Annotated in this window: 22 protein-coding genes, 1 tRNA gene and 11 pseudogenes; 16 read left to right on the forward strand and 18 right to left on the reverse strand. The window is 72.3% G+C overall.

What is annotated here, in order from left to right:
* Positions 1-170: 170 nt before the first annotated feature.
* Positions 171-1223 (forward strand): PDZ domain-containing protein, encoded by a 1053-nt coding sequence (locus UG55_RS14155; protein ID WP_066068252.1) that lies wholly within the window; start codon positions 171-173, stop codon positions 1221-1223.
* A 127-nt stretch (positions 1224-1350) separates the two neighbouring features.
* Here UG55_RS14155 and UG55_RS36780 read toward each other — a convergent pair.
* Both UG55_RS36780 and UG55_RS36785 read right to left on the reverse strand, forming a co-directional pair.
* A partial coding sequence (locus UG55_RS36780; protein WP_242424315.1) for a PPA1309 family protein occupies positions 1351-1694 on the reverse strand: 344 nt, incomplete at its 5' end.
* A gap of 1 nt (position 1695) precedes the next feature.
* Positions 1696-1857, reverse strand: a pseudogene (locus UG55_RS36785) (hypothetical protein); the annotation flags it as partial.
* 90 nt (positions 1858-1947) lie between these two features.
* Here UG55_RS36785 and UG55_RS36790 point away from each other — a divergent pair.
* The 4 genes and pseudogenes from UG55_RS36790 to UG55_RS14170 all read left to right on the forward strand — a co-directional run.
* A partial coding sequence (locus UG55_RS36790; RefSeq protein ID WP_242424316.1) for a UPF0182 family protein occupies positions 1948-3304 on the forward strand: 1357 nt, incomplete at its 3' end.
* 1 nt (position 3305) lies between these two features.
* Positions 3306-4289: pseudogene (locus UG55_RS36795) on the forward strand (UPF0182 family protein); the annotation flags it as partial.
* Position 4290: 1 nt separating this feature from the next.
* Positions 4291-4953 (forward strand): annotated as a pseudogene (locus tag UG55_RS36800) (UPF0182 family protein); the annotation flags it as partial.
* A gap of 182 nt (positions 4954-5135) precedes the next feature.
* Positions 5136-5212: transfer RNA gene (locus UG55_RS14170), tRNA-Met, on the forward strand.
* Positions 5213-5305: 93 nt separating this feature from the next.
* Here the strand turns inward: UG55_RS14170 and UG55_RS36805 are convergent.
* The 7 genes and pseudogenes from UG55_RS36805 to UG55_RS14185 form a co-directional block, all read right to left on the reverse strand.
* Positions 5306-5784 (reverse strand): ATP-binding cassette domain-containing protein (locus UG55_RS36805; RefSeq protein ID WP_242424317.1); only part of this gene is annotated, 479 nt, incomplete at its 5' end.
* A 1-nt stretch (position 5785) separates the two neighbouring features.
* Positions 5786-5846 (reverse strand): annotated as a pseudogene (locus tag UG55_RS36810) (hypothetical protein); the annotation flags it as partial.
* A gap of 1 nt (position 5847) precedes the next feature.
* Positions 5848-5989 (reverse strand): annotated as a pseudogene (locus UG55_RS46245) (ATP-binding cassette domain-containing protein); the annotation flags it as partial.
* 114 nt (positions 5990-6103) lie between these two features.
* Positions 6104-6656 (reverse strand): annotated as a pseudogene (locus UG55_RS36820) (ABC transporter transmembrane domain-containing protein); the annotation flags it as partial.
* A 1-nt stretch (position 6657) separates the two neighbouring features.
* Positions 6658-7357 (reverse strand): annotated as a pseudogene (locus UG55_RS36825) (ABC transporter ATP-binding protein); the annotation flags it as partial.
* 117 nt (positions 7358-7474) lie between these two features.
* Positions 7475-7741, reverse strand: coding sequence for a hypothetical protein (locus UG55_RS14180; RefSeq protein WP_066068259.1), 267 nt, complete (start codon positions 7739-7741; stop codon positions 7475-7477).
* Between the two features lie 113 nt (positions 7742-7854).
* On the reverse strand, positions 7855-8343 hold the full coding sequence (locus UG55_RS14185; RefSeq protein ID WP_066068262.1) for an Lrp/AsnC family transcriptional regulator: 489 nt from the start codon (positions 8341-8343) through the stop codon (positions 7855-7857).
* Positions 8344-8532: 189 nt separating this feature from the next.
* Here UG55_RS14185 and UG55_RS36830 point away from each other — a divergent pair.
* Together UG55_RS36830 and UG55_RS36835 are read left to right on the forward strand one after the other, a co-directional pair.
* The coding region (locus UG55_RS36830) for an aspartate aminotransferase family protein (RefSeq protein ID WP_242424318.1) at positions 8533-9378 on the forward strand (846 nt) is incomplete at its 3' end.
* A 1-nt stretch (position 9379) separates the two neighbouring features.
* Positions 9380-9936, forward strand: a pseudogene (locus UG55_RS36835) (aminotransferase class III-fold pyridoxal phosphate-dependent enzyme); the annotation flags it as partial.
* Positions 9937-10010: 74 nt separating this feature from the next.
* On the opposite strand, the gene UG55_RS14195 reads toward UG55_RS36835, so the two are convergent.
* Positions 10011-11453, reverse strand: a complete 1443-nt coding sequence (locus UG55_RS14195) for an FAD-binding oxidoreductase (protein ID WP_083986799.1) — start codon at positions 11451-11453, stop codon at positions 10011-10013.
* Positions 11454-11758: 305 nt separating this feature from the next.
* Here UG55_RS14195 and UG55_RS36840 point away from each other — a divergent pair.
* The 5 genes and pseudogenes from UG55_RS36840 to UG55_RS14210 form a co-directional block, all read left to right on the forward strand.
* On the forward strand, positions 11759-12022 hold a 264-nt coding region (locus tag UG55_RS36840; RefSeq protein WP_242424319.1), incomplete at its 3' end, for an aldehyde dehydrogenase family protein.
* 1 nt (position 12023) lies between these two features.
* A pseudogene (locus UG55_RS14200) lies at positions 12024-13057 on the forward strand (aldehyde dehydrogenase family protein); the annotation flags it as partial.
* Between the two features lies 1 nt (position 13058).
* Positions 13059-13210 (forward strand): annotated as a pseudogene (locus UG55_RS36845) (aldehyde dehydrogenase family protein); the annotation flags it as partial.
* Positions 13211-13351: 141 nt separating this feature from the next.
* Positions 13352-14401 (forward strand): alpha/beta fold hydrolase, encoded by a 1050-nt coding sequence (locus UG55_RS14205; RefSeq protein ID WP_242424346.1) that lies wholly within the window; start codon positions 13352-13354, stop codon positions 14399-14401.
* 410 nt (positions 14402-14811) lie between these two features.
* The gene (locus tag UG55_RS14210; protein WP_066068269.1) at positions 14812-15009 is read left to right on the forward strand and encodes a hypothetical protein; all 198 of its coding nucleotides are present in this window, start codon (positions 14812-14814) and stop codon (positions 15007-15009) included.
* A gap of 386 nt (positions 15010-15395) precedes the next feature.
* Here UG55_RS14210 and UG55_RS14215 read toward each other — a convergent pair whose 3' ends face one another.
* The 6 genes from UG55_RS14215 to UG55_RS14240 form a co-directional block, all read right to left on the reverse strand.
* Positions 15396-16172, reverse strand: a complete 777-nt coding sequence (locus tag UG55_RS14215) for a glycerophosphodiester phosphodiesterase (protein ID WP_066068476.1) — start codon at positions 16170-16172, stop codon at positions 15396-15398.
* Positions 16173-16198: 26 nt separating this feature from the next.
* Entirely contained in the window at positions 16199-17041 is an 843-nt protein-coding gene (hisN, locus tag UG55_RS14220; RefSeq protein WP_066068272.1) for a histidinol-phosphatase, read from the reverse strand.
* A gap of 44 nt (positions 17042-17085) precedes the next feature.
* A complete protein-coding gene (locus UG55_RS14225) occupies positions 17086-17823 on the reverse strand; it encodes a TetR/AcrR family transcriptional regulator (RefSeq protein ID WP_128422995.1) in 738 nt (245 codons plus the stop codon).
* Positions 17824-18011: 188 nt separating this feature from the next.
* Positions 18012-19031, reverse strand: a complete 1020-nt coding sequence (gene rsgA / locus UG55_RS14230; RefSeq protein WP_066068275.1) for a ribosome small subunit-dependent GTPase A — start codon at positions 19029-19031, stop codon at positions 18012-18014.
* A gap of 4 nt (positions 19032-19035) precedes the next feature.
* Entirely contained in the window at positions 19036-20466 is a 1431-nt protein-coding gene (locus tag UG55_RS14235) for a 3-phosphoshikimate 1-carboxyvinyltransferase (RefSeq protein WP_083986800.1), read from the reverse strand.
* Between the two features lie 26 nt (positions 20467-20492).
* On the reverse strand, positions 20493-21299 hold the full coding sequence (locus tag UG55_RS14240; RefSeq protein WP_066068278.1) for a methyltransferase domain-containing protein: 807 nt from the start codon (positions 21297-21299) through the stop codon (positions 20493-20495).
* Positions 21300-21517: 218 nt separating this feature from the next.
* Here UG55_RS14240 and UG55_RS14245 point away from each other — a divergent pair, with 218 nt between their 5' ends.
* The 4 genes and pseudogenes from UG55_RS14245 (at position 21518) to UG55_RS14260 (ending at position 24572) form a co-directional block, all read left to right on the forward strand.
* Positions 21518-22219 carry an alpha/beta family hydrolase gene (locus tag UG55_RS14245; RefSeq protein ID WP_066068482.1) on the forward strand — a complete coding sequence of 234 codons (702 nt, stop codon included), beginning with the start codon at positions 21518-21520 and terminating at the stop codon, positions 22217-22219.
* Positions 22220-22497: 278 nt separating this feature from the next.
* Positions 22498-23213 (forward strand): annotated as a pseudogene (locus UG55_RS14250) (sigma-70 family RNA polymerase sigma factor); the annotation flags it as partial.
* The gene (rsrA, locus tag UG55_RS14255) at positions 23210-23494 is read left to right on the forward strand and encodes a mycothiol system anti-sigma-R factor (protein WP_066068284.1); all 285 of its coding nucleotides are present in this window, start codon (positions 23210-23212) and stop codon (positions 23492-23494) included. The pseudogene UG55_RS14250 and the gene rsrA, both read left to right, overlap by 4 nt.
* Before the next feature lie 112 nt (positions 23495-23606).
* A complete protein-coding gene (locus UG55_RS14260; RefSeq protein ID WP_066068288.1) occupies positions 23607-24572 on the forward strand; it encodes an NAD-dependent epimerase/dehydratase family protein in 966 nt (321 codons plus the stop codon).
* A gap of 93 nt (positions 24573-24665) precedes the next feature.
* Here the strand turns inward: UG55_RS14260 and UG55_RS47295 are convergent, their stop codons facing one another.
* Together UG55_RS47295 and UG55_RS36850 are read right to left on the reverse strand one after the other, a co-directional pair.
* The gene (locus tag UG55_RS47295; protein WP_369809780.1) at positions 24666-24740 is read right to left on the reverse strand and encodes a 50S ribosomal protein bL37; all 75 of its coding nucleotides are present in this window, start codon (positions 24738-24740) and stop codon (positions 24666-24668) included.
* Positions 24741-24820: 80 nt separating this feature from the next.
* Positions 24821-25753, reverse strand: coding sequence for a DUF5317 domain-containing protein (locus UG55_RS36850; RefSeq protein ID WP_242424320.1), 933 nt, complete (start codon positions 25751-25753; stop codon positions 24821-24823).
* Between the last annotated feature and the right edge of the window lie 99 nt (positions 25754-25852).

The following is a 25852-nucleotide window of genomic DNA, read 5'->3' on the forward strand; positions in this document are numbered from 1 at the left end:
GCCAGTCCCGGTACCGGCTCCGCACGTGTCGAGTGGGGCGGTCGCGGCCCTGTGCGGGCCGCGGCCGCCCCACTGGCATGAAGGCCCCTGACCTCGCCGGCAGCGCGCTGCCGGGGCCCGCCGCGAATGCGTCCGCGGACCACCGGCGGCGATCTACGTAGACTGCGGGCATGGGCCGCCGCGCGCAGACACTTTTCGTTGCGTCGGTACTGACGCTGATCCTCGCCGTTGTCGGCCTGTGGATGCCGGTGCCCTATGTGACGTTCGCCCCGGGCCCGGTCACCGACACGCTCGGCAAGGTGGACGGGGCCCCGCTGATCGAGATCAGCGGTCGTGAGACGTACCCCACCTCGGGCAGCCTGGATCTGACGACCGTGGAGGAGACCCCCCGGCTGAACCTGCTGGGTGCGCTGCAGGACTGGGCTTCCTCCGACCGTGCCGTCGTCCCCAGCGAGCTGGTGCGCCCCCCGGGCACCTCCCAGGAGGAGATCCGCCAGGAGAACACCCAGGCGATGCTGGAATCCCAGGACCAGGCCACGGCGGCGGCGCTGAGCGAGCTCGGCATCACCCCGACGGGGACGGATGTGATGGTGCACGAGGTGCCGGCCGGTTCGCCCGCCTCGGGTCTGCTGCGTTCCGGGGATGTCATCACCGCTGTCGGCGGCGTCCCGATCACCGGTCAGGAGAGCCTGCTCGCGGAGATATCCAAGGTCGCGCCCGGTGACGCCGTGGAGGTGACGTACCGCCGCGACGACCGCACGGCCGCGGTGAAGATCACGACCAGGGCCGCCACGGGTGACCCTAAGCGCGCGATGATCGGAGTCACGACCACCGAGAAGCGCTCCTACCCCTTCACGGTCAAGATCCGGATCTCCGACATCGGTGGCCCGAGCGCCGGCCTGATGTTCGCGCTGGGCATCGTCGACCTGCTCACACCAGGTGAGCTCACCGGCGGGAAGACGATCGCGGGCACCGGAACGATCGACAGCTCCGGGGCGGTCGGCTCCATCGGGGGCATCCAGCAGAAGATCCTCGGCGCCGAGCAGGCGGGCGCCACCATCTTCCTGGTGCCGAAGGAGAACTGCGTGGACGCTGTCCGGATCGGCCCGGATCAGCTGCGGCTCGTCGAGGTGACGAGCCTGTCGGGCGCACTCGACGCGCTGGAGACCCTGCGGAAGGACCCCGCCTCGACGGCGGTGCCGACCTGCCCGGCCGAGAAGTAGCCCAGACGGAAAGAGCGGGGAGGGGCGCCAGGCCGGCGAGGGCCGGCGAGGCGAGGGCCGGCGAGGCGAGGGCCGGCGGTCGCCGAACCGCGGAGCGCCCGGTCCTGCCGCCCCGCGGGTCGGCGGTCTACCGGAACGTGTCGAGCAGCCCGTCGACCAGGTTGTCGGCCAGATCCGGGTCGATGACCAGCTCGTCGTCGCCCCGTACCCGCAGGCAGGAGGCGTGCAGGCCCGCCCGGGTGACCCCGACCGCGAGCCGGACGTCCTGTCGCTCGGGGTGGTTGGCGGCCCAGTGCTCGATGTCCCGTTCGTCATAGGGAACGTCGGCCTCGGCGCTGGGCGGCAGCACCACGAGTTCGGTGACCAGGACGCAGCCGAGGACCTCGGGGGGCCAGCCGATGCCAGCCAGGACTTCGTCGAGGCGCCCGGCCGGGAGCGGTTCCTGCTCCACCGGCGTTAGGGAACCTGGTGNGGCGTCGCCGATGTGGGGGGCCAGACCCGGTTCGCGCAGGAGCAGCTCGGAGGTGTCCGCGAGTGCGTAGACCTGGCTGGGCTGGTCCCACCCAAGCTCGGCGACGTGTCGTTCGACCTCCAGGACGACGGAGGTCAACTCGGTGGTGCTCGGAGTGGTCACCGACCCATCCTCTCGGATCCAGCCGACCCCGGCTGGCGTAGGTTGCCCTGGAAGGCGGGCAGTCGCACCAGGGAACGGACGGAGGAGCTAGTGGCAGGTACCAGTCGTAGACCTCTACTGACACGCACGCGTCTGCTCGTGCCGGTACTGGTCGTCCTGGTCCTGATCATCGTGGTGGTGGGCGTGTACACCCGCCTCTACACGGACCTTCTGTTCTACCGTTCGGTGGACTTCAGCAACGTCTTCAAAACAGTGGTATTCACTCGAATACTTCTTTTCGGGCTCTTCGGCGCAGTCATGGCAATCGCCGTGGGGACGAATATAGTACTCGCCTACAAGCTGCGCCCGCCGATCCGTCCCCTGTCGACCGAGCAGCAGAACCTCGAGCGCTACCGGGTGGCGATCGAGCCCTACATGCTGCCGGTCCTGCTGGCGGTCTCGGCGCTGTTCGGCATCGTCGCCGGGTTGTCGGCGTCGGGGCGGTGGCGGACCTGGCTGCTGTGGGTCAACCGCGAGCCGTTCGGCGAGCGTGACGCCCAGTTCGGCCGGGACCTCAGCTACTACACCTTCACCTACCCGTTCCAGCGCTTCCTGCTCGCCTTCCTGCTCACCACGGTGCTGCTTTCACTGCTGGTCGCGGTGCTCACGCACTACCTCTTCGGGGGCATCCGGCTGCAGTCCGCCGGTGAGCGGGTGGCACCCGCGGCGAAGGCGCACATCTCGGTGCTGCTCGGCCTGCTCGCGCTGCTCAAGGCGTGGGCCTACTACCTCGACCGGTTCGGCCTGGTCTTCTCGGCCCGTGGGGTGTCGACCGGCGCGTCCTACACCGACGTGCACGCGGTGCTGCCGGCGAAGCTGATCCTGCTGTTCATCTCGCTGGCCTGCGCGGTGCTGTTCATCTACAACATCTTCCAGCGGGGATGGACGCTGCCGCTGCTCGGCGCGGGCATCCTGGTGCTGTCGTCGGTGGTCATCGGCGGGATCTACCCGGCGATCGTCCAGCAGTTCCAGGTCAAGCCGAACGAGGCCTCGCGCGAGGAGCCGTACATCACGCGCAACATCGCGGCGACCCGAGCGGCCTACGGCATCCAGGACATCGAACCGATCGACTACCCGGCCTCGACGGACGCCAAGGCACCGGAGATCGCCGCCGACACCGGGACGATCCCGAACATCCGGCTGCTCGACCCGAGCAAGGTGTCCAAGACCTTCCAGCAGCTCCAGCAGATCCGGGGCTACTACGGCTTCCCGCAGACGCTCGACGTCGACCGTTACACCACGGTGGAGGACGGTGAGCCCACCACGCGGGACTACGTCGTGTCCGTCCGTGAGCTGAACCAGGCCGGGCTCGGCGAGGACCAGCGGAACTGGATCAACGAGCACCTCACCTACACCCATGGGCGAGGTTTCGTGACCGCCCCGTCCAACACGGCTGACGGCGGGCGCCNCGACTTCAACCAGAGCAACCTCCCGGAGACCGGCGACCTCGGGGTCCGGGAGAGCCGGGTCTACTTCGGCGAGATGTCACCGGAGTACTCGATCGTCGGTACCCGCCAGGCGGAGATCGATGGCCCGGGCCCGAACGACACCCAGCTCACGACCAGCTACGACGGCGATGGCGGGGTCTCGATCGGCTCCAGCTTCCGGCGGGCGCTGTTCGCGCTCCGCTTCGGCGAGGCGAACATCATGCTCTCCAAGGACATCACCGGCGACTCGCGCATCCTCTACGAGCGCAACCCGCGCGACCGGGTCAGCAAGGTGGCGCCCTGGCTCACCCTGGACGGCGACCCCTACCCGGCGGTGGTCGACGGGCGGGTCACCTGGATCCTCGACGGCTACACCACCTCGGACGGCTACCCCTACTCGGCCCGGCGGACCTTCGGGGACGTGACGGCCGACGCGGTGACCACCCAGAGCCGCAACCGCACCCAGCAGCCGGAGAACCAGGTCAACTACATCCGGAACTCGGTGAAGGCGACGGTCGACGCCTACAACGGGACGGTCACCCTCTACGCCTGGGACGAGCAGGACCCGGTGCTGCGGACCTGGATGAAGGCATTCCCCGACACGGTCCACCCGAAGAAGGACATCTCGGACGCCCTCATGGCGCACCTGCGCTACCCGGAGGACCTGTTCAAGGTGCAGCGGGACCTGATCGGCCAGTACCACGTGGACAACGCCCGGGAGTTCTACTCCCAGGAGGACTTCTGGGCGGTGTCGGACTCCCCGGACGACAGCGGGAAGCCCCAGCCGCCGTTCTACGTGTACAGCCAGCTGCCCGACCGGGACAAGCCGTCCTACAACCTGACCTCGCCGCTGATCTCGGCCCGCTCGTCCAAACTGGCCGCCTACATGGCCGTGTCGATGGACCCGGAGGACTACGGCCGGTTCACCCTGCTGCAGCTGCCGCGGGGCGAGACCATCAACGGGCCNGTCCAGGTGCAGAAGGCCATCGAGTCCACCGGCGAGGTCGCCGAGAAGCTGAGCCTCTGGCGGGGCCAGGGCTCGCAGACCATCGAGGGGAACCTCCTCACGCTGCCCGTCGCGGGCGGCCTGCTCTACGTCGAGCCGTACTACGTCCAGGCCCGCGGGTCGACGGGGTATCCGACGCTGCAGGGCGTGGCCGCGGCCTTCGGCGAAAAGATCGGTTTCGGACCGACCCTGGCCGATGCGCTCAACGCCCTCTTCGGCAACGGGGCGGGCGCGGCCGCGGCTGGTGCCGGGACCTCGGCGGCGCCGGCGGACACCGGCGAGGACAAGCCCGAGACCACACCGCGGCCGACCGAGCCCGCCAGCGGTGATCTGGCGAGCGCGGTCGCCGCGGCCCAGAGCGCCTACCAGGCCGGTGTGGACGCGCTCGCGAAGAGCCCGCCGGACTTCGGCGCCTACGGGAAGGCGCAGGAGGACCTCCAGGCGGCGCTCGGCCGGCTGCGGGAGCTGGCCCCGACGTCAGCCCCGACACCCGCTCCCACCGCCAGCCCGGCCAGCTCGCCCAGCCCGGCCAGCTCGCCCAGCCCGTCATCGGTGCCCGCCTCGGCCGCGCCGGCCGCGTTCTCGCCGGCCTCGGTGTCACCGTCCCCGGCGGCCCCGGGGTGATCCCGGGGGAGGGGAGCGCCCGGCGCGGGGCCGTGCCCGGGCGGGGCGTTCCCCTGCGCGGGGCGCGCCCGGAGCGGGTCGGGCAGCACGGGTCGGGCAGCGTACGGAGCGGACGAAAACTGGTAGGCCCGCTCGTTTGACATCCGGCCTCCGCGTCCCTGTATAGTAAAGACACACACCGACGCGGGGTGGAGCAGCTCGGTAGCTCGCTGGGCTCATAACCCAGAGGTCGCAGGTTCAAATCCTGCCCCCGCTACCACGTGGGATATCCCCCAGAAACCTAGGTTTCTGGGGGATATTTTTTTGCCGTGGATTTTCGGGGGCCCGTTGTGGGGTCCGGAGTGTTTTGGTGTCATTTGGCGCCGATCAGCCCGCCACTCTGCTGGCACCAAAGATGGTGGTAGAGCCCGCCCCGGGCGAGCAGTTCCCGGTGGGTGCCCTCCTCGGTGATCCGTCCCCGGTCGAGGACGACGATGCGGTCCATGGTGAGCAGGGTCGACAGCCGGTGCGCGATGGCGATCACGGTCCTGGTCGCCCACAGCTCCTCCAGCGCCTCCTGGACGAGCCGTTCACTCTCGCTGTCCAGGGCGCTGGTGGCCTCGTCCAGCACCAGGATCGGGGCCGCACACAGGAATGCCCGGGCCAGGGCGATCCGCTGGCGCTGCCCGGTCGACAGCCGGATCCCCCGCTCGCCCACCAGAGTGTCGTAGCCCTGGTCCGTCCCGACGATGAACTCGTGGGCGTGGGCCCGGCGGGCGGCCGACTCCAGCTCGTCGCCGCTTACCGCGACGCCGGCACCATAGACGATGTTCTCCCTGATCGAGCGGTGGANCAGGGTGACGTCCTGCGGCACATAGGCGATGAGCCGGGCGAGCTGGCGGTCGTCGATCGGCNCCCCGTCCAGCAGCAGCGTGCCCGCCGGTAGCGGGTAATAGCCCAGCAGCAGCTTCAGCAGTGTCGACTTTCCGCTGCCGCTGAGGCCGACGATCCCGACCTTCTCGTCGCGGGCGATGCTCAGCGTGACCCCGTCGAGCACCGGGCGGGTGGGTGCGTCCGGGTAGGCGAAGCGCAGTCCGTCGATGCGCAGGGTGCGGGCATAGCCGGGCGGCGGGCCCGCGGGCGGGCCGGGCAGGAGGCCCGCGGGCGGGGNGGGAGGCGGGCCGCAGAGCGGGTCCGCGAGCGGATCGGGCGGCTGCGCGGGACGCGGCGGCTCCGGCCCGACCGGCCGTCGCGGTCTCGGTCGTCCGGGCTGCTTCGGTTGCCGCGGGACCTCGACGAGACTCTCGCGGATGATGTCGCGGCTGCCGAAAAGATAGCGATAGGCCTCCTCCACCCGGGCGAACTGGAGGTTCAGCTGCGAGACGATCCAGACGGTGGCCCAGATGTAGTCGGAGAAAACCATCAACGCGGTGAGAAACGTGGCGAACTGGGTCAGTGTCAGGTCGCCGTCGAGATACAGGTGCAGGTTGAGCAGAACGGTCGCCGGCCAGAGCAGGTAACGCACGACCAGGCTCATCACCGCGAAGTAGAGGAAGTTCCACCGATAGGACGAGGCGGCCGCGCGCACCAGGCCGCGCCGCCGGTCGCGCACCCCGGCCTGCTCGGCCCGCTCGCGCCCGAAGGACTTCACCGCGACGAAGTTCGCGATGACGTCGATCACGTGCCCCTCGAGATCGGACGAGGTGTCGGCGGCCGCACGCTCCNGGGCGGCCACCCGGGACACCGTCAGCCGGGCCAGGAGGAACATCACCGCCAGGCCGGCGGCGAAGGCGCAGCCGGTCCGCAGGTTCACCGTGAACATGATCGCGACGAGGATCGGGAGCCGGACGATCTGCTCGCAGTACTCCCAGTACAGCGCGTTCAGGAACTCGCGGTACTCCCGGCCGAGTGTGCTCGCGTAGCTGCTGATCTTTCCGGTGAACGTCCCGACGAAGTAGGGATAGGGCTGGTCGATCACCTTCGCCAGGACGAGGTCCTCGTACTCGTACCCGCGGGCGAGCACCAGCCGGACCCACAGCTGCTCGGCGGCCCGCCAACACAGGTCATGGGCGATGCCGCAGCAGATCAGTGCCGCCGCCCAGCGCAGCGCCAGCCGCTCGTCGACCGGGGTCGCGGCCAGCGCACCCACGAAGCGGCCGACGACGACCGGCACCACCGCGAGCGCGGCGTTCGCGAGGACGAACAGGCACAGCACCGCGGCCGCCCGCCCGCGGAACGTGCGCAGGTGGGCGAGGTACGAGCAGAGCCCGGCGTGCCGACGCTCGGCCACCGCCGGGTCGTCCGCCGGGTCGTCCGCCGGGCCGCCCACCGCGTGGCCGGTCGCGTCGTCCACCGCATCGCCCGTCGCGAGGCCGGTGGCGTGGCCGGGCGCGGCGGCGGGGCCGGAGGCCGAGGTCGCTGCCATGCCCGCAGCGTGACGCGGATATCCACAGCACGCACCTGAATTTTCACCGAAACAGCCTGCGGCCGCCCTGACCCCGCGGCGGGATGCCTCCGTGGCGGCCGTGGCGGCCGTGGCGGGTCACCCGCCGGGGCGCTCCGGGGTGCGCCACGGACTCGTCGGGCGGAGCTGGTCGGCCGCCCACAGCAGCGACCGGGCCAGTGATCGTGCCTCGTCGGGGTCCAGGTAGGCGGCGGCCAGGCTGTCGAGCATCGGGGCGTCGACCCGCAGCAGGACGACCGGCGCGGCGCCGGTACTGGCGGGCGGTTCAGGCCGGACAGTGATCTCCGCCTGCCCGATCTTCGTGATCAGGATGCCGTCCCGTGGGTCATGGTGGACGAGCGCCATGGTCTCCTCATCGATCGAGCCGGAAGCAACCAGTCCTCGCGAGAGGTTGGACTCCCGTTGGCTCCTCATGGTTGCCCGATGGTGGCTGGTTGTCGTGATCTCGACGTTCGCGCTCACCGCGCGCCCCAGGCGTACGTCTGTTTGACCAGGCGCAGGTAGACGAAGGTCTCCGTCTCCCTGACCTGCGGCAACGCCCGGATCTGGTCGTTGATCAGCGACAGCAGGTGCTCGTCGTCCTCGGCCACCAGCTCCACCAGGATGTCGAACGTGCCCGCGGTCAGCACGACGTAGTCGACCTCGGGGAGCTCGGCGAGCGCCTCGGCGACCTCGCGGGTGTCGCCGGAGACCCGGACGCCGACCATGGCCTCGCGGCGGAAGCCGACGCGCAGCGGGTCGGTGACCGCGACGATCTGCATGATCCCGGCGTCCAGCAGGCGCTGCACACGCTGGCGGACCGCCGCCTCCGACAGCCCGACGGCACCCGCCATCGCGGCGTAGGAGCGCCGCCCGTCCTGCTGGAGCTGCTCGATGATCGCCTTGTTGATGTCGTCCAACAGCGGCTCGGGAAGCTGGCGCTGACCGGGCGACCTGCGTGGCTGCACGCGACATCCTCCTGGATGTTCGTCGGACGGACGCCGATCGTGGGGCACGTACCCGCTGCGCGTCATCGTATGGGCGCCGCGGCATGAGCTGAATGCGTTCTTCGTAACCCTTGCTTTCTACCGATTCCATCGTAATCCCCACTCCGGGTCTACGATTTCGGTAGTCGAAAGTAGGGGGAGGGTGCGGTGATGACGCACAGGGCGACGACCACGGCCCGGCGTTCCGGCGTCCCCGCCGAGACGATCGCCAGCCTGCTGGAACGCGAGGAGCGGGCACTCGAGGAGCGCACGCCGGCGTCCCGGGCGATGCACACGCGGGCCGCCCGGACGATGACCGGCGGGGTGCCCTCGTCCTACCAGGCGCGCGATCCGTGGCCGATCTACCTCACCCGTGGCCAGGGTTCGCGGGTGTGGGACGTCGACGGGAACGAGTACTGCGACTTCCACAACGGATACGGCTCCATGGTGCAGGGTCACGCGCATCCGGCGATCGTGCGGGCGGTTACCGAACGGATCACACTCGGATCACACTTCGCCATGCCGACCGAGGACTCGGTGATCGTGAGCGAGGAGCTGGCCCGCCGTTTCCGGCTGCCCCAGTGGCGCTTCGTCAACTCCGGGTCGGAAGCGACCATGGACGCCATCCGGATCGCCCGCGGGGTCACCGGCCGGGACACCATCGTCAAGATCTTCGGTTCCTACCACGGACACCATGACTACGTGATGGTCTCCATCGGCACGCCCTACGAGGACATCGGTCCGGCGGACCACATGAACTCCCTCAGCTACGGCGCCGGGATCCCGCAGTCGGTCGTGGACCTCACCGTGCCGGTGCCGTTCAACGACGCCGGCGCGATGGAGCGGCGGATCCGCGCGTTGGAGGCCGAGGGCCGCCTCCCCGCCTGCGTGATCATGGAAGCGGCCATGATGAACCTGGGCGTGGTGCTGCCGGAGCCCGGTTACCTGCAGGCCGTCCGCGAGATCACCCGACGCCACGGGGTGGTGCTCATCTTCGACGAGGTCAAGACGGGCCTGNGCGTCGCCGCCGGTGGCGCGGTCGAGCGGTTCGGGGTGGTGCCGGACATGGTGACCCTCGCCAAGGCGCTCGGCGGCGGGCTGCCCACCGGCGCCATCGGAGCCACCGCGGACCTGATGGCCGCCGTGGCGGCGGACCGGGTCAAGCAGGTCGGTACCTACAACGGGAACCCGCTGGCGATGGCGGCGGCGCGCGCGAGCCTGCTGGAGGTGCTCACGCCGGCGGCGTACGCGCACCTGGACCGGCTCAACGACCGGCTGCTGGCCGGGTGCGACGAGATCCTCGTCCGCCACGGCCTGCCGGGCTACGCGGTGGGCATCAGCTCCAAGGGCTGCGTCCACTTCACCGACGCGCCGATCCGCGACTACACCTCCTTCATGGCCCACCAGAACGCGGAGCTCCCGGAGCTGGCGTGGCTCTACAACGCCAACCGCGGCGTGCTGATGGCCCCCGGGCGCGAGGAGGAGTGGACGCTGTCGGTCCAGCACACCGACGCCGACGTCGACCGCTATCTGGACGGCCTCGACGCGATGGCGGGAGACCTCGCCCGCGGGTGACCCGAACACTGACCCGGCTGAGCGCTGACCCGGCTGAGCGCTGATCCGGCACGGTCAGGGCGCCGGGCCGCCGGTCAGCGGCCGCCGGTGAAGGCCGCGAGGACGCCGCCGACCCGGGACGGCCGGCCGGTGCGGTTCTCGCGGGCATCGGCCGCCGTGGCCAGGGCCGCCCCGCCCCGCACGCCGAGCCACCGCAGCGGCTCGGGCTCCCACCGCCGCCGGTCGTGGCCCACCCAGGGCAGCCCGGTCCGCTCCGAGCTGCGCCCGGTGATCAGCTCGGCCAGGGTCCGGCCGGCCAGCGCGCTCGCCGTGACCCCGTCCCCCACGTAGCCGCCGGCGTGGGCGAGCCCGGTCGCGCGGTCGAGGTGGACGGTGGGCGTCCAGTCGCGGGGCACTCCGAGCGGCCCGCCCCACCGGTGCGTGATCCGAGCGGTCGCCGCGGCCGGGAACAGGGTCGCGAGGGTCTGCCGCAGCTGATCGAAAACGGCGGGCTCGACGTCGTAGGACGGGCTGAGCCGGGAGCCGAAGTGGTAGGGGGCACCGTTGCCACCCAGCACTATCCGCCCGTCGGAGGTACGCTGCGCATAAATGATCATGTGCCGGTCATCGCTCACGGTCACCCGGCGTTCCCAACCGATCTCGTCCCAGCGGGCGGGCCCGAGCGGCTCGGTCGCGATCACCATGGAATAGAGCGGCGCGAGCTCCCGGCGCAGGCCGGGCAGGGCGGCGGTGTAGGCCTCGGTGGCCCGCACGATGACATCGGCGCGCACGACCCCGCCGTCCAGGACGACCCGCCCGGGGACCACCCGCCGCGCCCGGCTGCGCTCGAACACGCTGACGCCGCGCCGCTCCGCGGCGAGGGCGAGCCCGCGGACGAGCCGCCCCGGATGCAGCGCCGCGCAGTCCGGGTCGAGCACTCCGCCCTCGGCCCCGGCCACCCGGACGATCCCGGCGACCTCCCGGGCGTCCAGCCACTCGTCCCCGGCCTCCCGGCGCAGCCGGGTCGCCTGCGCCGCGGTGGTCGCCACCCGCAGTGAACCGGCCTTCACGAAGTCGCAGTCGATCCCCTCCTCCCGGGTGACCGCGCCGATCTCGTCGATGGTGGCGGCGAGGGCGGGGCGCATCTGCCCGGCCAGCGCGGCGGTCGGGAACAGGGCCGAACACCAGCCTCCGTTGCGCCCGGAGGCGCCGAAGCCGACGGTCTCCTTCTCGACCACGATCACGCGCAGCGAGGGCTGGGCGCGGGCGAGGTGGTAGGCGGTCCACAGGCCGGTGTAGCCGGCGCCCACCACACAGACGTCGGCGGTGAGCGCTCCCTGGGCCTTCGGCCGGGGTGGGCGGGCCGGGCCGTCCGCTGTGTCGGCCCACAACGACCAGCCGGTGGGACTGAGCAGCACGCGTTCCTGACCGCCGGCACCGGTGCCATGGCCCGCCCGGGCCCCGGCCGGGGTTTCGCCCGGAGTGCCTTCCAGAGCGTTGTCCGGGGTTTCGCCCGGTCGGCTGTCGCTGTCGCTCACGGTCCGTCGTCTCCCGCTCCGCCGTGCCGATCGCGGCGGCCGGCGTCGGCCGCGCGCTCGGAAGCACCCCCGGATCCGGGGTCCCGCACCAGGGTCGCATCCCGCCGGATGCGGTATGGAGGGCGGGTTCTGCGCCGCATCGAAATCGCCCTTTTACCAGGGTTTCGATTGCATAGTGGCCGGGCCGGAGCTCTTTCCGTGCTACCGGGTTCGTGGAACCATCGCGTTCGATGGGTAGGGGCCTTGGACCTGAGGAGGCGTGGCACCCGGGAGCAGCCGGGAGAGCGGCAAAGGGAGAAGGCGCAATGGACCGGACGCTGAACAACTTCGTCGGGGGGAAACCGGTGCCCGCCCTGGACGGGCGGACGACGCCGGTGCTGGATCCCTCGACTGGTGAGCTCCTCGCGCACGCCCCCAACTCCGGCCCGGCGGACGTGGAGTCCGCGGTCGGCACCGCGGCCGAGGCGTTCGAGGAGTGGCGCCACACGACGCCGGCCGAGCGCTCCCGCGCGTTGCTGCGGCTGGCGGACGCCGTCGAGAGCCGCGCGGCCGAGATCGCGGCGGTGGAGNGCGCGAACACCGGCAAGCCGCGTCAGCTCACCCTCGACGAGGAGATCGCCCCGTCGGCCGATCAGATCCGCTTCTTCGCCGGGGCGGCCCGGCTGCTGGAGGGCCTGTCGGCGGGGGAGTACCTGGCCGGCCACACCAGCTACGTGCGGCGGGAGCCGGTCGGGGTCTGCGCTCAGGTCGTCCCGTGGAACTACCCGTTGATGATGGCGGTCTGGAAGGTCGCTCCCGCGCTGGCCGCCGGGAACACGGTCGTGCTGAAGCCGGCGGAGACCACGCCGGCCAGTGCTCTCCTGCTGGCCGAGATCGCCGCCGAGTTCCTCCCTCCGGGGGTGCTCAATGTGGTCTGTGGCGACCGGGACACCGGGCGGGCGATGGTCGCCAGCCGCGGTCCCGCGATGGTCTCGGTCACCGGCAGCGTGCGGGCGGGCGTCGAGGTCGCCCGCACGGCGGCGGACACCCTCAAACGGGTGCATCTGGAGCTCGGCGGCAAAGCCCCGGTGATCGTCTTCGACGATGTCGACCCCGCGGCCGTCGCCGACCAGATCGCGGGCGCCGCGTACTTCAACGCCGGGCAGGACTGCACCGCCGCCACCCGGGTGCTCGCCGGGCCGGGTATCGCCGACGAGCTGGCGGAGGCGCTCGCCGAGGCCGCCCGGCGGACGGTGACCGGCCCGCCCGCGGCGCCTGGCGTGCCTGGCGGGGCGCCGGAGGCGGATTTCGGGCCGCTGAACAGCGCCGGCCAGCTGGCACGGGTCAGCGGGTTCGTCGAGCGCAGGCCGGAACACGCCCGCCTCCTCGCCGGCGGGGCGGCTCTCGACCGGCCGGGGTACTTCTACCCCGCCACGGTCATCGCCGGGCTGCGCCAGCAGGACGAGCTGGTCCAGCGGGAGGTGTTCGGCCCGGTCGTCACGGTCCAGCCGTTCTCGTCCGAGGACGAGGCGGTGGCCTGGGCAAACGGGGTGGAGTATGGACTTGCGTCCAGTGTCTGGACGCGGGACCACTCGCGTGCCATGCGGGTCGTGCGCCGGCTGGACNTCGGCTGCGTGTGGGTCAACACCCACATTCCCATCGTGGCCGAGATGCCGCATGGAGGGTTCAAGAACAGTGGATACGGAAAGGACCTTTCCGTCTTCGGGCTTCAGGAGTACACCCGGATCAAGCATGTCATGCACAACTTCGAGTTCTAGGGCCGGTGGCGGTGACGGACGGTGGCCGGAAGTCGGGAAGCGGGCAACTCGGAAGCGGGCGACTCGGAAGCGAGCGACTCGGTGGCGGGCAGCGGGGAGGCCGGCGGCCGGAAGACGGGCGGCCGGGCGGCGGATGGCCGGGTGGCGGGCGATGCGCTCCCCGGGGCGTCCCGGGGAGCCGGGCGGGAGCTGCACACCCGGTTCGTGACCGTGCACGGCTATCGCCGGGCCTATCTGCGGGCTGGCCGCGGGCCGGCGCTCCTGCTGATCCACGGCATCGGTGACAATTCGGGAACCTGGCGGGACCTGATCCCCGCGCTGGCGCGCCGCCACACGGTCATCGCTCCCGACCTGCTCGGGCACGGCGGTTCGGACAAGCCGCGAGGCGACTACTCGGTCGCCGGCTATGCCTGCGGGATGCGGGATCTGCTCACCGTTCTGGGGATCGAACGGGTGACGGTCGTCGGTCATTCGCTCGGCGGGGGCGTGGCCATGCAGTTCGCCTACCAGTTCCCGGCCCGGTGTGAACGCCTCGTCCTGGTGTCCACCGGCGGCGTCGGTCCCGACCTGCACCCGGTGCTGCGGGCCGCGACGGCGCCGGGCTCGGGTCACGCGCTCGCGCTGCTGGCCAGCTCGCCGGGGCGGCGGGTCGGCTCGGTGGTCGCGGGTGCGCTGCGGGTACTGCACACCGATGTGGGCCGGGACGCGGAGGACCTGATGCGCGTCTTCGCCTCGCTGGAGGTTTCGACGGCGAGGCAGGCGTTCCTGCGCACCCTGCGCTCCGCGGTGGACGGGCGCGGCCAGGCGATCACCATGCTCGACCGGTGCTACCTCGCGGCCGGCATGCCCTCGCTGATCGTGTGGGGTGAGCACGACGGGGTCATTCCGGTGGAACACGCCAGGATCGCGCACGAAGCCATGCCGGGCAGCCGGTTGGAGATCTTTCCGGAAGCCGGCCATTTCCCGCATCACGCGGACCCGGAGCGGTTCCGGGCAGTCCTGGAGGACTTTCTCGCAACCACCCGGCCCGCCAGTCATTCGGACCGGCAGTGGCGCATGTTGCTGCGCACCCGTCATGACGGCGCGCGGGTTGGCGGGCGGACCGCGGCGGGCGGGCCGACCGCGGCGGGCGGGCGGACCGCGGCGGGCGGGCGAGCACGGCGGGTACGACGGGCTCCGGACGAAGGATGAAGCGATTTCCCGGCGGAGGACCTCCGCCCCGCGGGTTCGGCGCCGTACCGGCGTACCGTTCGGAGGGAAGCCGCGCCGGAGACGGTGGTGGACATTACCGGACAAGAACTGTCCGGACAAGCACCCCGTCGGCAAGTTAAGTGGACATGTCCATCAGACATCTGTCGGCGCGGCCCACACCGCAGGCAACACTTGTCTCACTTCGGCGTTGTCGGCAGGCTCCAGTAGCGCGCTGTCCCGGGTGACAGTCGATGATGGCGCCGGGCCGCCCGGGTCACGCCGGTGTCCCGTGCCGGATGCGCATTACTCTGGGGTGGCCGCTATCGCGAAGTTCCTGGAGCAGGAAGGCACGTATCTGGCCTATCCTTGGCTCGTAACGCTAATGTCGTCAAAACCTCGGAGGTCGACCGTTGGCACGTCGTGCGCGACTGAGCTGGCCGCAGGAACATCACCAGGCAAGTGAGGTGGTCGTCCGCCGGGTCGACCCGGGCCGGGGCTGGACCCTCGAACAGGCCCGTGACCTCGTGGAGCAGGGGTACTCCGTCGAGAACGTCGCCGAACGGACAGGTTTTCCCGCGAAGATGCTCAAAGTCGCGGCCAAAGACTGAGGGTGGTCATCTTCGGTACCTCGTGATGCCCGGACTCTCGGTGGCGCGCCCGGTTCCGTAGGCCCGCCCGGCGCCGTCGTGGTTGTGAGCAGTCGGTTGTGGCGCGGGATGGGTCACTCCAGTCGCCCACGGTGTCAACAATACGTCCCTGCGTGTCTGTCCATCGGTGTCTCTTGGCGTGCGCCCCCATCGGGTGTGGACTTCGAGGCCGCTGCGCCCTGAGAACTTCGCTGAATTGGGCCGCCCGACTCAATCGTTCCAGTAGTGACACCGTCACACGCGGCCGTGTCACCGCAATCGGGTGACTACTTGTTCCCATACCCGTCACCTATTGCGGGGGAGCGCTCCCGGGTGATCGGGATTCGATTTGGCTATCCCGGCGCGCGTCAGGCCCGGTACTGGTCATCCGCCGGTGTTCGCGACCGGCCGGGCGTTTCGGGTCCGTGGGGCGTGGTGGTCACCCGGACCAGTCGGTGCAGGTGATCGGAGTAGAGGCCGGCCAGGCCGTATCCGCGAAGTCGCCGCAGGGTGGCGGTCGACTGCGCGTCCCACCCGAAGGCCGCGACCCCGGCGGCGCGCAGATCATTCACGATCACCGCCCGGGCCGGGGTCCACTCCCGGGCCCGTAGGTTCAGGGCGTCGACGCCGGCCGCCCGCAGGGCGCGGGCATAGGACGCGGCGCCCCCGTGGGCGGCGATCTCCGCGGCCGAGGCGGAGTTCACCAGCCGGACCTCGCTGTCGATCTCCCGCCAGGCCCGCAGGTCGGAAAGCGGCCCACACAGCCACAGCCGCCGGGCGGCGGCCGCACCGCCGGCCGCCCGCGCGGCGCCGATGACCGCCCGCGCGGAGTCGACGGAGGTCATCCCCGCCGGCTGGCCCTTCAGATCCAGGCTCAGCTCGAAGCCGCAGCCCAGCTCCCGATACAGGTCGGCCAGCGCCGGCAGCCACCGGGGCAGGTCGGCGCGGCGCAGGCCGGTGACCCGCTGCCGCCGGGCGGGCTGGCCCAGCGCGGCGTTGTGCCGCAGCACCGGGACGCCGTCGGCGGTCAGCCACACGTCCGACTCCAGACCGCCCGCGCCCGCCGCCAGCGCCCGCCGGAAGGCCGGCAGCGTGTTCTCCCCCTGCAGCGGCGCCGGGGCGCCGCGGTGCGCGAACCCGATCACCGCGGGAGCCGCGGGCCCGGCGGCGGTCAACTGGCGAAGTGCCGCAGGGCGAGGTCGTGCAGGTGGCCGTTCGTCGTGAGGATCGTGCCGCCGGCCGGCCCCCGCCGGCCGCGAAGGTCGGTGAAGCGGCCGCCGGCCTCCTCGACGATGACCTGCAGGGCCGCGAGGTCCCACAGCGAGACCTCCGGCTCGCAGGCGAGGTCGACAGCGCCCTCCGCGACCATCATGTGCGACCAGAAGTCGCCGTAGGCCCGACTGCGCCAGACCTGCTCCGCCAGGCTCAGGAACTCGGGCAGGCGGTCCGCGGTACGCCATCCCTCGATGGAGGCGAAGGAGAGGAACGCGTCCGACAGCCGGGCGACGGAGGAGACCCGCAACGCCCGGGTGTCCCCGGTGGCATCCCGGGTGAAGGCGCCCATGCCGCGGGCGGCCCACCAGCGCCGGCTCATCGCGGGGGCACTCGCCACCCCGACGACCATCTCGCCGTCCACCTCAAGGCCGAGCAGGGTGCCCCAGACCGGTACACCGCGCACGAAGTTCTTGGTGCCGTCGACGGGGTCGAGGATCCAGCGCCGGCGGGCGTCCTCGCCGACCAGGCCCTCCTCCTCGCCGAGGACCCCGTCACCGGGGCGCGCCGTGGCGAGGCGCTCTCTGATCATGGATTCGACGGCGGTGTCCGCGTCGGAGACCGGGGTGTTGTCAGGCTTCGACTCGACGTGAAGATCCACAGCCTGGAAGCGGGCGAGGGTGATCCGGTCGGCGGCGTCGGCGAGGCTCAGAGCGAGCGCGAGGTCGTCGGCCAGCCAGCCGGTGGGGTCGGCCGCCCCGGCCGGGTTGGCACTGACGGGGCTCGGGTTTGACGGAGTCACGAGGGAAGACTACGAGTTCCGACGTCCCGGGATCGGGTCGGCGCTCACCGGGCAGGGGCCTCGGATCGCCCGTCCCGGGCGGCCGGCACGCCCGGTTTGACCGCTTCTGCGGTGCTGGGAGGCTCGTGCGGGTCGGGAGGCGTCCGGCCGTAGAGGGTCTGGGACCAGATGAGGGTGAGCGTTCTCACCACCAGGGCGGGGTCCGCCCGGGGGTGGCGGCCGAGTGTCTCCCGCAGATAGGCGTCCGTCATGGCCATCAGCGCCCGTGCGCTCTGGGGGTGGTGGCCGGCGGCGACACCGCCGCGGACGTGCTCGCGCCCGAGCCGTTCCGCCACGGCGTCGGCGAACCCGTCCACGGCGACCTGCCGGTAGCGGGCGGCTAGGTCGGGGTCGCCCGCCCCGGCATCCGCGATGGCGCTCAGCACCAGCCCCTGGCGCAGATGGACGTCGACCAGGGTGCGGGCGGAGCGGAGACAGTCCTCGACGGGGTCGCCGTTGCCGTCGAACCAGGCGGCCGAGGTGGCCGACAGCTCGCCCTCGAGCTCGTGCAGCATCCGGCGCAGCAGATCGGGGATGTCGCGGAAGTAGGCGTAGAACGCCGACCGCCCCAGACCTGTGCGGGACATCAGCGCGGCCACCGTCATCGGCCCGCTGGCGGCCGTTCCGATCATCTCGGCCGCGGCTCGGAGGATCTCCCGCTCGGCTTCCACCGGCTGCCGGCGCCGGCGTCGGGTGATGCGGGCGAACTCACCCGCGCGCGGCACCGTCCCCTGATCGATCACAGCCTGAGAGTAGGTGCCGCCTTAGCATGATCACCCCACCGGGGTCAGGGTTTGTTGATCACATGGTTGCGGCTAGCCCTGTGGCGCCGGCAGCTGTGCTTGGACGTCGGTGGTTGTGCGGATGTGTCCGATGTTGTCCGCCGTGGTGGCTCGGTGTGCCGATCGGCGGGCCGAGCGGCGGGCCGGGATCAGCCGGGCGTGGCCCGGGCCGCCAGCAGCCGGCGGAGGCTCGTCACCCGGGCGGGATCGGCCCGGCCGGCCTCGGCGGCCTCGTCCAGGCCGCAGTCCGGCGCGGTCAGATGGTCGCAGCCGGGCTCGCAGCCCGCGGTCGCCGCGGCCAGGTCATCGAACGCGAGCAGCACCCGTTCGAGCTGCACGGCGCCCAGTCCGAACGAGCGGATTCCCGGCGTGTCGACCACCGTCCCTCCGTCGGGCAGCGGCAGCGCGATCGCGGCCGAGGAGGTGTGCCGGCCGCGGCCGGTGACCGCGTTCACCACGCCGATGGCCCGGTCCGCGTTCGGCACCAGGCGGTTGACCAGCGTCGACTTGCCGACGCCGCTGTGGCCGAAGAAGACGCTGGTGGCACCGTCAAGCAGGGCGAGCAGTTCGCGCAGGTCACTGCCCGGCCGGGTGGTGACCACCGGCAGCCCCAGCGGTTCGTAGGCCGCCCGCACCGGGCCGGGATCGGCGAGGTCGGTCTTCGTCAGGCACAGCACCGGGGTCAGCCCGCCGTCGTAGGCGGCGACCAGGCATCTGTCGATCAGCCCGGTGCGGGGCGGGGGATCGGTCAGCGCGCAGACGATGACCAGCAGGTCCGCGTTGGCGACGATCGGCCGCTCGACCGGGTCGCTGTCATCGGCGGTACGGCGCAGCAGGCTGCTCCGCTCGTCCCGGCGGACGATGCGGGCCAGCGAGCCGGATCTGCCCGACAGGTCACCGACCAGCTCGACCCGGTCGCCGACGACCACGGATGTCCGCCGCATCGACCCGCCGCGCACCGCCGCCACCAGCTCGGTGCCCCCCGCGCCCGCCGCGCCCCTCCTGCCCGCCGCGCCGGTCGCGGCCGGCCGGCAGGTGTACCGGCCCCGGTCCACCGCGACCACGACGCCCGCCCGGGCGTCCGCGTGCTCGGGGCGGTTGCGGGTCCGCGGCCGGGAGCCCCGGCCGGGCCGGATTCGGACGTCGTCCTCGTCCAGTTCGCGCGCCACCGTGTCACCCGGCCAGCATCGCGGTCCACATCCGGGCGAAATCCGGGACGGTCTTGCCGGTTGTGGCGATGTCCTCGATGGTCAGGCCGGGCACCGCCAGGCCCACCACGGCGAACGTCATGGCCAGCCGGTGGTCGGCGTGCGGGTTCAGACGCGCGCCGCGCAGTGGCGCCGGGTCGATCCGCAGGCTGTCGGCGGTCTCGGTGATCCGCGCGCCGAGCTTGCCGAGCTCGCCGGCCAGCGCGGCGAGCCGGTCCGTCTCCTGTAGGCGCAGGTGGCCGATACCGCGCAGCCGGGACGGTGAGTCCGCCAGCACGGCCAGGCCGGTGAGCACCGGTGCGGCCTCCCCGAAGTCGGACAGGTCCACGTCGATGCCGGTGAGCCGCCCGCCGCCAGTGATCCGCAGCCCCTCGGGCAGCAGCTCGGCCTGGCAGCCCATCGCCACCAGGAGATCGGGCAGCATGCGGCCCGGCTGCTCTGTCCGGGCCGGCCAGCCGGGGATGGTCACCTGGCCGCCGGTCACCGCGGCCGCGGCGACGAAGGCGGCGGCGCTGTTGAGATCCGGCTCGATCACCCGGTCGAGCGCGCTCGGCGCCCCGGGCTCCACCCGCCAGCGGCGCAGCGACGCCGCGGTGGCGGCACCGGCCGGCAGGTCGCCCGGGCCCGGCACGTCGACGTGCACCGTCACCCCGGCCGCGCGCAGATCGGCGACGGTCATGTCCAGGTAGGGGCCGGAGGGCAGCCGGTCGCCCGCGTGGGTCACGGTGGCGCCGCGCTCGAAGCGCCCCGCCCCGAGCAGCAGCCCCGACACCATCTGACTGGAGGTCGACGCGTCCACGGTGACCGCCCCGCCGGCGATGCCGCCGCCGCCCCGGACGGTGAAGGGCATCCGGTCGCCGTCGATGTGCGCGCCGAGCGCCCGCAGCGCGCCCAGCAGCGGCGTGAGTGGACGCTCCCGCATGCGCGGGTCGCCGTCGAAGCGGATCTCACCGCGCGCCAGCGTGGCCAGCGCCGGCGTGAAGCGGGCGACGGTTCCGGCGTTGCCGCAGTCGACCGACGCCGTTCCGCTGGGGATGGTGCCGACCGGCCCGGTGACCACGAAGTCGGCGGCGCCCTGACCGCCTTGGCTCCGGTCGCCCTGGCTCCGGTCGCCCTGGCCGCCGGCCGCGAGGCCGGCCGAGGCCGCGGGATCCGCGGGCGCGTCGACCACCCGCGCGCCCAGGGCCCGCAGAGCCGCGGCCATCAGCAGGGTGTCGCGCGAGCGCAGCGGCGCGCGCAGCCGGGAGACACCGTCGGCCACGGCCGCCAGCACCAGCGCCCGGTTCGTGCCCGACTTGGATCCGGGAACCGCGACGGTGGCGCTGACCGGTCCGTCCGCGACCGGCGCCGGCCACGGGTCGTCCTGCTCGCGCTGCTCGCGGATGGTGGTCGTCACACTGCAAGCATGCCGGATCCCGGGCGTCAGTCGGGCCGGCGGGCCGAGGCGATCAGATGGATTCCGATGGACTCGCCCTCGCGCTCGGCGGCCAGCTCGACCTCGGTGCGTACCAGTGTGGGGAAGCAGGAGACGTCCTCGGCGACGGCGCGGCGGACCGCCTCGGCCGACAGCACCGTGCGCGGACGGATCCAGTCGACCTCCAGGCCCGCGCTGGTCAGCAGGGCGCGAAGCTCCTCGGGCCAGAAACACCGGGTGATGCTGCCGTCCTCGGCCGGAACCAGGACGACGTCGGCGCGCGGAACGTCGGACAGCTCGGCCCACCGGTGCTGCTCGGCCAGCCGGGCGAGCCCCAGCAGCAGCGAGTCGACGCACAGCAGCAGGCGGCCGCCCGGCCGCAGCATCTGGTAGATCTCCTCCAGCGTGGTCTCCGTCGCCAGGCAGAAGGACAGCGCCCGCGCCTCGGCGAGAACGGCGTCGAACGAGCCGGGACGGAACCAGTCGAGCGAGCGCGCGTCGCCGACGACCCGCCGCAGCTGCCCGGGGCCGGGAGCCGGGTCGCTCTCGCCGGGCGCGTCGACGATGCCCAGGCTGCCCACCACCCGGACCACCTCGTGGCCGGCGGCGACCATCTGGCGTGCGAATCTGGCACGTGGGCCGGAGACGTCCAGAACGCGGACCGGGGCGGTGGGAAGCCATTCCCGCAGTTGGGCGGAGGCGGCCTCCTCATAGAAGGCCCAGTACGGATCGTCACTGTCCGCCGGGGCCTCGCAGACCAGCGTGGTCGTGTTCGCCCTGGACGAGTGAGCGTCGGCGTCGGCGCCAGACAGCATGGACCGTTCCTACCCTTCGAGGGGCAATGATGCGAGGCAAGTCACACACGCAAGGTGAAATTCTGACAGATGTTCGGCCCGACCACGAAGTGTCTTTCGCCAGCGGTTCGGACAACGGGAAGACCCGCACGCCCGCGGCGGGTCCCGACGCCGGCCCCGACGCCGCGGCGGGCGCCGTTCCACCGGTCGCCAGCGCTCTCGCGGGCACGGCGCCTCCGATGGATCTCGGGTCCCCTGTCAATATCGACGGCGGACGGCTCCGGGTGGTTCCCGCGGCGACGTCCCCGTCCACCGCGTCCGCCGTGGCCGCCCCGTCCGCGGTGGCCGGCCCCGCCGCGGCCGGCGCGACGGTCGTCCTGCTGCACGGTGCGGGCAGCGGCACCGACACCCCGGTGCTGACCGCGCTCGCGGACCGCCTGACCGCCGCCGGCGTGCGGGTCGCCGCGCTGGAGATGCCCTACCGGGTGGCTGGCCGGCGGGCACCGGACCGCCCGGCCCGGCTGGACGCCGTCCTCACCGCCGCCGTCGACGCGTTGGGGCGGCCCGAACACCTCGGGCTCGCGGGGGCGTCGATGGGGTCGCGGGTGGCCGTGCGGTGCGCCCGGGCCGTCGGCGCCCGCGCCGTGCTGGCGCTGGGATTCCCCCTGCAGCCCCCGGGCGACCGGCCGTCCCGCGCCGACGAGCTGGCCGGGGCCGGTGTTCCCGTGCTGGTGGTCCAGGGAGAACGGGACGCCTTCGGGACACCGCCGGCGGACCCGGCCAGACAGATCGCGGTCCACATCGTGACCGGAGCCGACCACTCGTTCCGGGTACGCGTCCGGGATGCCAGGACGGTGGGCGAGGTGACGGACGAGGCGGCCGGGACCGGTGCGTCGTGGCTGCTCGGTCGGCTGCTGGACGGGGCGGCCGCCGGCGGCTGACCCGGCGGGCGTCCCGGATGTGTGCTCACGTCCACCTCTGGTACCCAGGTCGGGCGGAGCGGAACCGGGAATTGCCACCGGCCTTCGCTGGTTTGGCGGGAGGGAAGTGCTCGATGCCCGGCACGGCCGCTCACCGCACCGAGGTGGTGCGGCGCGCAGGTGCCCGCGTCACGGAGGTTCGATGAGGTCCCACCACAGCATTCCGGCGCCGCCGGCACGGGAGCAGTGCGCGATGCTGCCGGGACGCGCCGGCCCGGTCACCGTGCCGGGGCGCACCNAGGCCGGGGCAAGGGTATCGTCCGGCGCGGAGAGCAGGCCGATCCGGCCTGTGGCCGGCGGGCCGGGAACCGGCTCCCGGCGACCCGAAGGAGTGATCCTGGTCGACGAGACCAATGACGAGACCCCCGAGGAGCGCGGCTCGCGGTTCGAGCGGGACGCGCTGCCTTTCCTCGACCAGCTCTACGCGGCCGCGCTGCGGATGACGCGCAACCCCGCGGACGCCGAGGATCTCGTTCAGGAGACCTTCGTCAAGGCATTCGCGGCGTTCCACCAGTTCCAGGAGGGCACCAACCTCAAGGCCTGGCTGTACCGCATCCTGACGAACACCTTCATCAACACCTACCGGAAGCGGCAGCGGCAGCCGTTGCAGAGCCCCACCGAGCAGGTGGAGGACTGGCAGCTCGCCGAGGCCGAGTCGCACACCTCGACCGGCCTCAAGAGCGCCGAGGCGGAGGCGCTGGAGCATCTGCCCGACAGCGACATCACGGAGGCGTTGCAGGCCCTTCCGGAGGACTTCCGGATGGCGGTCTACCTGGCCGATGTCGAGGGGTTCTCCTACAAGGAGATCGCTGAGATCATGGGCACGCCGATCGGGACGGTGATGTCCCGGTTGCACCGGGGGCGGCGTGGTCTGCGGAAGTCGCTGGAGCAGTACGCGCTGGACCGCGGACTTGTTCCGGCCGGGTCCGCCGAGAACGAGGGTGGTGCGTCGTGAGCTGCGGCGGAGCCCACGAGATCGACTGCCGAAAGGTACTCGACGCGGTTTTCCTCTACCTCGACGGCGAATGCAACGGTTCGCAGCAGAACCTCATCCGGTCGCACCTTGACGAATGTTCTCCGTGCCTGCGGGAGTTCGGCGTCGAGCACGAGGTGAAGATGCTTGTCGCCCGCAAGTGCGGCGGGGAGCGGGCACCGGACTCGCTGCGGCTGAGCGTACTTGCCCGGCTGCGGGCCGCTCGGTCGAGCGCCGACGCGACGGAGTTCCGCCCGGACTAGCTCCGGTCGCCGGTCGCCGGACCCGGTGTCCGCCGCGGTTGCGGCACCGTTCGTCCGGCGCCGGTTCCGAGCGCGCAACGAGCCCTCGGATACGGCGGCTAGGCTCCGGGGCGTGCGTATCCTCGTCACCGGCGCGGCCGGTTTCATCGGTTCCACCGTCGTCGATCGGATGCTTGCTGACGGCCACTCGGTCGTCGGCCTTGACGACCTGTCGTCCGGGCGTATGGAAAACCTTGCGCAGGCAGCTGCCGACCCCCGCTTCTCCTTCGAGAAGGGGGATATAACGGCGACAAATCTCGCTGACTTCGTCACCCGGGTCCGGCCGGAGGTCGTGGCTCATCTCGCCGCGCAGATCGACGTCCGCGTCAGTGTGGCCGATCCGTTGCACGACGCGCGCCTCAACGTGCTCGGCACCATCAACGTGCTGGAGGCGGCGCGGGTGGCCGGTGCGTCGAAGGTGATCCACACGTCGTCCGGTGGGTCGATCTACGGGACCCCCACGGCCCTGCCCGTCGCCGAGTCCGCGCCGCCGGCGCCCGAGTCCCCGTACGCCGCCGGCAAGGCCGCCGGGGAGCTGTACCTCAACGTCTACCGGGCGACCTACGGCCTCGCCAGCACGGCGCTGGCGCTGGGTAACGTCTTCGGGCCGCGGCAGGACCCGCACGGCGAGGCCGGTGTGGTCGCGATCTTCGGTACCGCGATGCTGGAGGGACGCCCGACCAAGATCTTCGGTGACGGTTCGACCAGTCGGGACTACGTCTACGTGCATGACGTCGCGGACGCCTTCGCCCGCTGCCTGCCGGCCGAGGCCGCCAACGGGCTGCGGCTCAACATCGGGACCTCGGTGGAGACCACCGTGCTCGACCTGCACAGCCGCCTCGCGCGCCTGGTCGGTGTGCCGGACGAACCGCAGTTCGCGCCGCCTCGGGCCGGCGAGCTCCAGCACATCTCGCTCAACGTCGACCTCGCCGCCCGCGAGATCGGCTGGCGCCCCCAGGTCGACCTCGACACCGGGCTCGGCCACACCGTCGACTGGATCCGCTCCAGGCTCGGCGGCTCGGCGGGCACCGGCGCCTGAGGGCGGACGGCGCCCCGCGGGCCGCTGGCCCGGCCTGGGGCCGGGCGGGGCGGCCCGGGTCGTGCGACCCGCCCGCCCCGCCCGGCCCACCGATCAGGTGTTCGGGCGCTTGCCGTGGTTGGCCTTGTGCTTGGCCCTGGCGCGCCGCTTGCGCTTCTTCTTCGCCATGGTGGCCTCCTCTCGTTCGTCGGCCACATACTGCCAGCCCGCGGGTGCTGGCCGTCCTGATGCCCTCAGCGAGGGGGCACTCAGGTCACGGGGAGCTCACCCGGAGGGCGCCCGGTCGCCGGTGCCCGGTCCGGTCCCTCGGCCTCCGTCCGGCCGAGGGGTACGTCGGCGACCGGTGGCTGGTCCGACCGCGACTGGTCGGCCGGTGGCGGCTCGGCCCCGGCCGCCGGCCCCGCCTCCGCCTCCGCCTCCGCGTCGAGCGTGTCACCCAGGGCCGACACATCATCGCCGGCTGGCGCGGCTGGCGCGGCTGGCGTGCGCGGCGCGGGTGGGGCGGGTGGCGCCGGGTCGTCCGCGGCCAGGCCGGCGTCGGCTGATCCGTCCTCGGTCAGGCTGTCCTCGGTCAGGCTGAGGACGCCCAGGCTGAGGTCGGGCGGATCATCCCCGGGACTGTTGCCGGCCGGCTGCCGCGCTCCGGGCGGCGCCGCGGTCCTGCGGGGCCGGGCGAGACCGGCGACCACCCGGGCCTGCAGCGTCCGCCGGGCGCGCACCGGGGCCACGCCGCCGAACAGCCCCAGGCCCGCTGCCATCAGGACGTCCCCGAGGCTGACCACCGCGGCCGCGCCGGGCGTGGGCAGGGGCAGGATGTCGCCGAGGACGCGCAGCGAGGTGCCCGAGTCCGCGACGGTGTGGAAGCGCGAGGTCTCGATCTCCCCGACGGGTACTCCCGCCTTCCTGGCGGCCCATGCCGAGACCGGCATGTCCCCGCCGTTGGAGCTGATCACGACCGCATTGAGGATCACCCCGACGCACAGCAGCGGTAGGCCCGGCAGCCGGAGGTTGACCAGCGCGAAGGTCACCAGTCCGACCGACGCGAGGATCCAGGCCGGGCCGTGGAGCGGGCCGATGAGCCGGCCGAGGGCCAGCGCGGCCACGACCGCGGCGAACAGCGCGGGCCACGCGACGTACACGCGGCTGAGGGCGTCCAGGGTCCCGCCCCTCGCGAGTCCCACGGCCAACCCGCACAGAAGGGTCAGGAGGAGGAGTACGAGCACATCCGTAAGTGTGGAGGGTGGTGGGCCGGGCGCACAGCACCGCCCGCCGGTGTGACC

This window comes from Frankia sp. EI5c (genome assembly GCF_001636565.1).
Lineage (GTDB): Bacteria > Actinomycetota > Actinomycetes > Frankiales > Frankiaceae > Parafrankia.